8 protein-coding genes are annotated in these 8,942 nt (G+C 36.9%); all 8 read right to left on the reverse strand.

Features of this window, described 5'->3' with window-relative positions:
• Window positions 1-241: 241 nt before the first annotated feature.
• Window positions 242-502 carry a hypothetical protein gene (locus J5G60_RS14135; RefSeq protein WP_150358488.1) on the reverse strand — a complete coding sequence of 87 codons (261 nt, stop codon included), beginning with the start codon at window positions 500-502 and terminating at the stop codon, window positions 242-244.
• Between the two features lie 20 nt (window positions 503-522).
• Window positions 523-1,431, reverse strand: a complete 909-nt coding sequence (locus J5G60_RS14140) for a DNA-3-methyladenine glycosylase family protein (protein WP_150358489.1) — start codon at window positions 1,429-1,431, stop codon at window positions 523-525.
• 77 nt (window positions 1,432-1,508) lie between these two features.
• The gene (locus J5G60_RS14145) at window positions 1,509-3,782 is read right to left on the reverse strand and encodes a bifunctional dihydroorotate dehydrogenase B NAD binding subunit/NADPH-dependent glutamate synthase (protein WP_150358490.1); all 2,274 of its coding nucleotides are present in this window, start codon (window positions 3,780-3,782) and stop codon (window positions 1,509-1,511) included.
• Window positions 3,783-4,125: 343 nt separating this feature from the next.
• A complete protein-coding gene (locus J5G60_RS14150; RefSeq protein WP_150358491.1) occupies window positions 4,126-4,974 on the reverse strand; it encodes a 3-hydroxybutyryl-CoA dehydrogenase in 849 nt (282 codons plus the stop codon).
• Between the two features lie 56 nt (window positions 4,975-5,030).
• Window positions 5,031-6,032 (reverse strand): electron transfer flavoprotein subunit alpha/FixB family protein, encoded by a 1,002-nt coding sequence (locus tag J5G60_RS14155; protein WP_150358492.1) that lies wholly within the window; start codon window positions 6,030-6,032, stop codon window positions 5,031-5,033.
• A gap of 16 nt (window positions 6,033-6,048) precedes the next feature.
• Window positions 6,049-6,828 carry an electron transfer flavoprotein subunit beta/FixA family protein gene (locus J5G60_RS14160; RefSeq protein ID WP_150358493.1) on the reverse strand — a complete coding sequence of 260 codons (780 nt, stop codon included), beginning with the start codon at window positions 6,826-6,828 and terminating at the stop codon, window positions 6,049-6,051.
• A 14-nt stretch (window positions 6,829-6,842) separates the two neighbouring features.
• On the reverse strand, window positions 6,843-7,982 hold the full coding sequence (locus tag J5G60_RS14165) for an acyl-CoA dehydrogenase (RefSeq protein WP_150358494.1): 1,140 nt from the start codon (window positions 7,980-7,982) through the stop codon (window positions 6,843-6,845).
• An 85-nt stretch (window positions 7,983-8,067) separates the two neighbouring features.
• A complete protein-coding gene (locus J5G60_RS14170) occupies window positions 8,068-8,847 on the reverse strand; it encodes a short-chain-enoyl-CoA hydratase (RefSeq protein ID WP_150358495.1) in 780 nt (259 codons plus the stop codon).
• Between the last annotated feature and the right edge of the window lie 95 nt (window positions 8,848-8,942).

Raw genomic sequence — 8,942 nt, forward strand, 5'->3', positions numbered from 1 at the left:
AAGCAGAAGACGGCATACGAGATCTAGTACGGTCTCGTGGGCTCGGAGTTGTGTTTAAGAGACAGATTCTTTATTTACCAACAGTTTACAACATAATAACTTCTTAGTCAAAGCTTATCAGTTTAATTTAAAATAGTAGTACAGTATAATTTGCTATTAATAGAAAATATAAAAAAAGTGCTGTAAAATGTTCTAAAAGCAATTCTACAGCACTTTTTATTTAATCTATACTTTATTTACATCACTTTTTTAATAATACAATAGCTCTTCCAAAACACATGACTATAAAAGCTATCAGACAAATTACAGCAGATTTTTTGGATTTATTTTTAAACGCATCCATGCCATGAAATAGTACAAAAGGTGCTGCAAAAAAAAGCAAAAATACTCCCCAATTAGGTATAATGGCTATGGAACAAGTTATATAATAGGCTGAGGCAATTATCATCTTAAATTTTTCACCCGTTCTAAATCCAGGCACGTATTTTAATACATCCTTCAATTCTCTTTTTCTCCTGACATCTATATTTTTATCTTGTTTTCTCTTGCATAATAGAAAAGATACTGCTGGGCAAATCCCGACAACTGACCAAATTTATCTATTCCAAAGTCTCTTGTTTTTTTCAAGGATACATCCGGTGCCAGATAAAAGTGATTCATAGCTCTCTTAACCCATACATCTACAGGAAATGCAGAATACTTCTGCATGGAAAAAAGCATAATACAATCCGCCACTTTTGGCCCTATACCCATAAATTTTTGCAGCTCTTTATGGCAAACTTCATCTTTTTGCATCTTAATCCAGTTAATATCATAGGATTGATCATAATTCTGTTGATTCTCAGTGCCATTATCATAAATTTTCCGCACAGTATCCACAATATATTTATTTCTGAATCCAGTACCACAGTCTGCAAGTTCTTCCATAGTAGCATCCTTTAATCTTTCTATTTTAGGAAAGGCATAATATATTTCCCCATTATATTCCAGCGGTTCTCCCCACTTTTGGCTTATATTTTTCAGTGCCCTTTTTATCATAGGTATTCTATTGTTAGCAGATATTATAAATGAAACAATCAGTTCAAAGGGATCCTGTTTCAACAGCCTTATTCCATTTCCAAACTCCACGGCTTTTTTTAAAATTGGATCTTCACTGAGAATATTTTTTATTTCACCATAATCCCTATACAGGTCAAAATAGTCTGCCCATATTTCTTTAAAGTCCCTTTGAGATGCATTGTAAAGCAGTACATCTCTGTCTCTTTTTTCCACCTCAATAACCTTTCCAAAAGCTACTCCTATATAATTTCCATTTTCCCTTTTATTCCATCTAAAACACTGCCCGCAATCAAATATATGGGGCAATTCAAAATTTCTTACATCTTTTATTACAATTCCACCTTCACAATTTTCTATATAATTAAAATCCATACACGTACTCCTTTAACAGTAGAGTTAAAAATTATCGTAAAAAACTGCACCAGAATATTCCAGTACAGTTTTCCCAATCATTTCTTCAGGTATTCATCTATAGCCTTTGCTGCCTTTTTACCTGCTCCCATGGCAAGTATTACCGTGGCAGCTCCAGTAACTGCATCTCCTCCTGCATATATTCCTTCCCTTGTAGTGAGTCCAGTATCTTCTTGCACCACCAGGCACCCGCGTTTGTTCATTTCAAGTCCCTTTGTTGTAGAAGCTATAAGTGGATTCGGTGAAGTTCCCAGTGCCATGATCACCGTATCTACATCCAAATCAAACTCTGAACCCTCTATTTTAATAGGCCTTCTTCTGCCAGATTCATCTGGTTCACCTAATTTCATCTTTACACATTTCATTCCTTTAACCCATCCCTTTTCATCTCCTAATATTTCTACAGGATTAGTCAAGAGATTAAATTTTATTCCCTCTTCCTCAGCATGATGGACTTCTTCTGCCCTTGCCGGTAATTCTGAACGGGATCTTCTGTACACTATATATACTTCTGCCCCAAGTCTAAGTGCTGTCCTTGCGGAATCCATTGCCACATTTCCTCCGCCCACTACAGCAACTTTCTTGCCAACCTTTATAGGCGTATCATAGTCCTTTTTAAATGCCTGCATGAGATTGCTTCTTGTAAGAAACTCATTGGCCGAGAATACCCCATTTAAATTCTCTCCAGGTATTCCCATAAACCTCGGAAGTCCTGCTCCCGAACCTATAAATACTGCCTGGAAGCCTTCCTTTTCTACGAGATCATCAATAGTTATAGTTCTGCCAACTATTGTATCTGTCTCTATCTTAACACCTAATTTTTTTACATTCTCCACTTCATGCTGCACTACCTTATCTTTCGGAAGCCTGAACTCAGGAATTCCATATACTAAAACCCCTCCGGCCTTATGTAATGCTTCAAATATAGTAACATCATACCCAAGCTTTGCCAAATCTCCCGCACAGGTAAGCCCTGAAGGACCACTGCCTATTACAGCCACTTTTTTACCGTTTTTAGGTAAAGTCTTGGACAAATCAATGTCATTTTCCCTGGACCAGTCTGCCACAAACCTTTCCAACTTCCCTATGGCAATAGCATCTCCCTTTATTCCAAGTACACATTTACCTTCACACTGGGTTTCCTGAGGACAGACTCTTCCACAAACTGCCGGAAGTGCACTGGATTCAGCTATTATCCTAGCAGCCTTTTCAAAATTTTTATTCTTAACCTGTTCTATAAACTTAGGTATGCTTATGGAAACAGGACATTGAGTTACACACATAGGTTTTTTACAGTTTAGGCATCTGGACGCTTCTTTTACAGCTTCTTCCTCAGTGTAGCCAAGACATACCTCATCAAAATTAGTGGCTCTCACTTTAGGATCCTGTTCCCTTATTGGGACTCTCTTCATCCTATTAAGTTTTTCCTCTGCTCTACATTCACAGCCCTTTCTGTCGAATGTATCTCCCTCTTCTTTCTTCAATATCTTTTTTCCCTCTTCAGTCTTATACATAGCCTGCCTTCTCATAGCTTCATCAAAATTTACAAGATGGCCGTCAAATTCGGGTCCATCCACACAGGCAAATTTTACTTTTCCTCCTACAGTAACCCTGCAGGCTCCACACATTCCAGTACCATCTACCATTATAGGATTCAAACTCACTATAGTTTTAATCCCGTATTTTTTAGTAAGCTGTGCTATAAACTTCATCATTATCATTGGTCCTATAGCGACTACATAATTGTAGTCCTTAGTCTTCTTATCAATAAGCTCTTTCAGAAGATCTGTAACAAATCCTTTGTACCCATAACTTCCATCATCAGTAGCTATATAAAGGTTATCGCAAATCGGTTTCAGCTCTTCTTCAAAAAGTAGATAGTTTTTAGATTTACACCCCACTATGACATCTGCATCTATTCCGTGGCTATGAAGCCATTTTACCTGGGGATAAACCGGGGCAGTGCCAACTCCTCCTGCTACAAATATTATGTTCTTCTTTTTGAGTTCCTCCATACTTTCATTTACAAAATCAGAATGTTGTCCCAATGGCCCAACAAAATCTTCAAAATATTCGCCTACCCTGTACTCAGCCATCCTTTTAGTTGAATCCCCCAATGTCTGAAATACTATTGTAACTGTGCCTTTTTCAGAATCATAGTCACATATAGTTAAAGGTATTCTTTCACCTTTCTCATCTATTTTTACTATGATAAATTGACCAGGCAGACAGGATTTTGCAACTCTCGGTGCTTCTATATCCATTAAAAATATATTGGGTGCCAATTCTTCTTTTCTTACTATTTTGTACATATTATTCCACCAATCAAATGTAATCCAAATATACCGGATACACCTCTGATTCTGGCAGTTTCAACTCCCCTCTCGTTTATATTTATCTGACATATAATAATCCTTTATAATTATATCATATAATTGCAAAAAGTGCACAATCTGTGAATTAGCAAAAAAGATCATTAAATCAAATTCATAATCTCTTATAAAATGGTTTAATGATCTTCTTCAAATTAAGTGATTCTAAGATTCAGATAGAGTTTGCTTACTGAACTCTAGAAAAACTTATATAATCATAACGCTGCTCTTGACATTCCCGATTTTTTAAATCGGGAATGTCAAACATGAAACTTTTAAATAACTATTTCTTATAGTCATAAAATCCTTTTCCAGTTTTTCTGCCCAGCCATCCAGCTCTTACATATTTCCTAAGCAGCGGATGAGCCCTGTATTTGGAATCTCCAGTTTCTTTATAAAGCACATCCATTACGGCAAGACAAATATCCAACCCTATAAGATCTCCTAATTCCAAAGGTCCCATAGGATGATTTGCACCTAATTTCATAGCCTTATCTATATCTTCTGCTGAAGCTATACCTTCAGCTAATATGCCTACACCTTCATTTATCATAGGTACCAGTATTCTATTTACAATAAAACCTGGAGCCTCGGATACTTCTACAGGATCTTTTCCTATACTAAGGGCAACTTCTTTAACTTTATCAAAAGTCTCCTGAGATGTAGCCATTCCCTTTGTTATTTCAATCAATTTCATAACAGGTGCTGGATTAAAAAAGTGCATTCCTATAACCTTATCAGGCCTAGTTGTAGCAGATGCTATCTCAGTTATAGACAATGAGGATGTATTGGAAGATAAAATAGTTTCCGGTTTGCATATCCCATCCAATTCAGAAAAAATCTGCTTCTTTATTTTCATGTTTTCCACTGCTGCCTCTACTACTAAATCGCAATCAGCTGCCAATTTAAGGTCAACTGTTCCTTTAATTCTAGAAAGTATAGCATCAGCATCTGCTTGTGTAATTTTGCCCTTAGCTATTCTCTTTTGGAATCCCTTTTTTATTCCTGAAATTCCTCTTTCAACAAATTCATCCTTTATATCCCTTATTATAACCTCCACACCTTTTGATGCAAAAGCCTGAGCTATTCCTGAGCCCATTGTTCCCGCACCAAGAACACATACTTTTTTCACGTATATCCCTCCCCTAAAATTAATATAATTTAAATACTATCTTTATAACAAAACTCCTATTTTATAGCTTTAATCTGGGCTACCATTTCAGGCACAATTTTTTTATAATCTCCAACTAAACCAAGATCTGCTACATTCATTATTGGAGCACTGTCATCTTTATTTATGGCCACAATAAAATCGCTATCCTGCATTCCTGCCAAATGCTGTATAGCTCCAGATATACCACAAGCTATATACAATTTAGGCCTTACGGTTTTACCTGTCTGTCCTACCTGATATGCCTTGTCTATCCATCCGCTGTCAACAGTGGCACGGGAGCCTGCTATAGTTCCACCTAGAAGATCTGCCAGTTCTTTTAGAACCTTAAATCCCTCTTCACTTCCAAGTCCTCTTCCTCCGGATACTATAACATCTGCTTCTCCTATATCCATTACGTTTTTCGCAATTTTTATTACTTCATCTACTTTTAATCTAATATCGGAAGCTTTTAAATCTGCCTTAAATTTATCTATCTTGACAGCTCTGCTTTCGTCTTTTTCAAGCTTTTCAAAAACCCCTGGTCTCACAGTAGACATTTGAGGCCTGTGATCAGCACACTCTATAGTTGCCATAAGATTTCCACCAAATGCAGGCCTTGTCATAAGTAGATTTTTCGACTCTGCATCAACATCAAGTCCTGTACAATCAGCTGTAAGTCCTGTTCTAAGCCTAGCTGCTACTCTCGGTCCTAAATCTCTTCCCATAAATGTTGCACCTATGAGAAATACTTCCGGTTTTTTCTCATTTATTAAATCATAAATAACTTTAGCATAGGCATCTGTAGTATAGTGTTTCAAAAGTGGACTGTCCGCATACAGCACTTTGTCAGCACCATAAGCAATTAACTCCTTAGCTGCATCATCTATTTCGCTGCCAAGTAATACAGCTGTCAATTCTACGCCTAATTTATCTGCCAGCTCTCTGCCTTTTCCAAGTAATTCTAGGGCAACTTTCTGCAGGTTTCCGTCCCTTTGCTCTGCAAATACCCATACACCTTTATAGTCTGCTATGTTCATTATAAATCCCTCCTAATTAAATTAAGTGTTTTTCCTTTAATTTTGAAAGTGCATACGTTACAGCTTCCTTATATGGCTTATTAACTATTTCTCCTTGTCCTTTTGCTTCCTTGGTAGCCGATCTTCTAACTCTTGTCGGAGAACCCGAAAGTCCAAGAAGGGATTTATCTACATCTATATCATCTGCATGCCATACTTTTACATCCTGCTTAAAGATTTTAAATATATTTTTCATATGCATATATCTTGGCTTATTTAACTCTTTTATAGCTGTAAGAAGCACTGGGGTTCCAACTGTCACTGTTTCATAACCATCTTCCCAAGCCTTTTTGACTTTCAACTTGCCGCCTTCAACATTAACTTCTTCTACATAAGTTACCTGGGGTATTTGAAGAAATTCAGCTATTTCAGGTCCAACTTGAGCTGTATCTCCATCTATAGCCTGTCTTCCAGCAAAGATTACATCGTAATCTAATTCTTTAAGTGCGCCTGACAGTGCATAGGCAGTGGCACATGTATCTGCACCTGCGAAAGCTCTGTCTGATATAAGTATGGCCTCATCAGCACCCATCGCCAGAGCCTCTCTTAATGCAACTTCTGCCTGAGGAGGTCCCATGCTTATTACTGTAACTTTTCCCCCCTCTTTTTCTCTAATAACCAATGCTTCTTCAAGAGCATTTTTATCATCTGGATTTATTATTGATGGAACACCTTCTCTTATCAATGTTCCAGTTTTAGGATCTATTTTAACTTCATTGGTATCCGGTACCTGTTTTAAACAAACAACTATATTCATTATAAGTGTCCCCCCTATTTAAATAAGTTTCCTGAAATAACCATCTTTTGAACTTCTGAAGTTCCTTCATATATTTCAGTTATTTTAGCATCTCTCATCATTCTCTCTACAGGATAGTCTTTAGTGTATCCATATCCACCAAACAGCTGAACTACCTTAGTTGTAACTTCCATAGCCACAGTAGCTGCTATCAGTTTAGCTCTTGCAGCATCTACTGTATAAGGAACTCCTTTATCCTTATTCACAGCTGCCTTATACACCAAAAATCTTGCAGCTTCTATCTCAGTATCCAGATCCGCCACTGTCCAGCCTAAACCCTGGAACTTAAAAAGTGGTCTTCCAAACTGTTTTCTCTCTTTCATATATTCAATAGCCTCATCCAAAGCACCTTCTGCAATTCCAAGAGCCTGAGCAGCTATACCAATTCTTCCTCCATCAAGAGTCTTCATTGCTATTGGGAAACCTTTTCCCTCTTTCCCTACCAAATTCTCTTTTGGAATTATGCAGTCTTCAAATACCAATTCAGTTGTAGAAGAAGCTCTTATTCCCATCTTATTTTCAGTTTTGCCTATGGAGAAACCCGGTGTTCCCTTTTCCAGTATAAATGCAGATATTCCTCTAGTACCCTTGCTTCTGTCCGTCATAGCAAATACTATAAAAACATCTGCAACTCCTCCATTTGTAATAAATATTTTCTGTCCATTTAAAATGTAGTGATCTCCTTCAAGTATTGCCTGGCTCTGCTGACCTGAAGCATCAGTACCTGCATTAGGCTCTGTTAGACCAAAAGCTCCAAGTTTTTCACCTTTTGCCAGTGGAACCAAATACTTTTGTTTTTGTTCTTCTGTACCAAATTGTTGAAGTAATGAAGCACAAAGTGAAGTATGTCCCGATAGTATAACTCCAGTAGTAGCACAAGCCTTAGAAACCTCTTCAACAGCTAGTATGTAAGCCAGCGTATCTCCCCCTGCTCCGCCATATTCAACTGGAAAAGGGATTCCCAACATACCGTATTTAGCCATTTTATCCACTGTTTCCTGAGGAAATCTCTCGGTTTCGTCTATTTCAGCGGCTATTGGTTTAACTTCATTTTCGGTAAATTCTTTTACCATCTGTTTTACAAATTCTTGTTCCCTTGTTAACGTAAAATCCATTTATTTTACCCCCTAATATAGTTTTCATACTATAAAATATAGCTTCTGTAAATATTAATAACAAGATCGCTATAGTATAACTAAATTATTTATTTTTAAAATTCTTTTCCCTTTTTTCTACAAAAGCTGTCATTCCTTCTTTTTGATCTTCTGTAGAAAAGCATTCGCCAAAGGCTTCTGATTCATAAGCTACAGCTGTATCTATATCACACTGAATACCTCTGTTTATAGCAGCTTTACTCATTCTAACAGCTACAGGCGCATTAGAAGCTATAGTATTTGCTAATTTTTTTGCCTCTTCCAATAATTTTTCGGGTTCAAATACACTATTTACCAATCCTATTCTCAAAGCTTCATCAGCTTTTATCATCTTTGCAGTATATATCAACTCTTTAGCCATACCCAGTCCAACTACTCGTGCAAGTCTTTGAGTTCCTCCAAAACCCGGTGTAATTCCCAATCCCACTTCTGGTTGTCCAAACTTAGCCTTTGATGAAGCTATTCTTATATCACAGGCCAGAGATAATTCACATCCACCACCTAATGCAAAACCATTTACTGCTGCTATAACAGGTTTTTCTAAGTTTTCCAGTTTCCTAAAAACTTTATTGCCAAGTCTACTGAATTTTCTGCCTTCTAAGGTATTAAAATCTTTCATCTGAGTTATATCTGCTCCAGCTACAAAAGATTTTCCTGCTCCTGTAATTATTACAGCCAGCACAGCATCATCTGCCGCAATCTCATCTATAGCACTATCTATTTCCATCACTGTTTCCGAATTTAAAGCATTAAGTGCCTTAGGTCTGTTTATTGTGAGCAGTGCCAACTTCCCCTCTTTTTCAAGAATAACATTTTTATACTCCATATTAACCCTCCCCAAAAGTTTTTAGTATTTTATACTAAAATTAAACAGTTTATTAACATACTATTGTTAATAATATCACAAATATTATTAATAAT

This window comes from Clostridium sp. HV4-5-A1G, from assembly GCF_900184915.1.
Classification (GTDB): domain Bacteria; phylum Bacillota; class Clostridia; order Clostridiales; family Clostridiaceae; genus Clostridium_B; species Clostridium_B aromativorans.

Coding starts and splice junctions, on each gene's coding strand:
- J5G60_RS14140 (WP_150358489.1), bottom strand. CDS start 1,431: ATGGATTTTAATTATATAGAAAATTGTGAAGGTGGAATTGTAATAAAA.
- J5G60_RS14155 (WP_150358492.1), bottom strand. CDS start 6,032: ATGAACATAGCAGACTATAAAGGTGTATGGGTATTTGCAGAGCAAAGG.
- J5G60_RS14160 (WP_150358493.1), bottom strand. CDS start 6,828: ATGAATATAGTTGTTTGTTTAAAACAGGTACCGGATACCAATGAAGTT.
- J5G60_RS14145 (WP_150358490.1), bottom strand. CDS start 3,782: ATGTACAAAATAGTAAGAAAAGAAGAATTGGCACCCAATATATTTTTA.
- J5G60_RS14165 (WP_150358494.1), bottom strand. CDS start 7,982: ATGGATTTTACGTTAACAAGGGAACAAGAATTTGTAAAACAGATGGTA.
- J5G60_RS14170 (WP_150358495.1), bottom strand. CDS start 8,847: ATGGAGTATAAAAATGTTATTCTTGAAAAAGAGGGGAAGTTGGCACTG.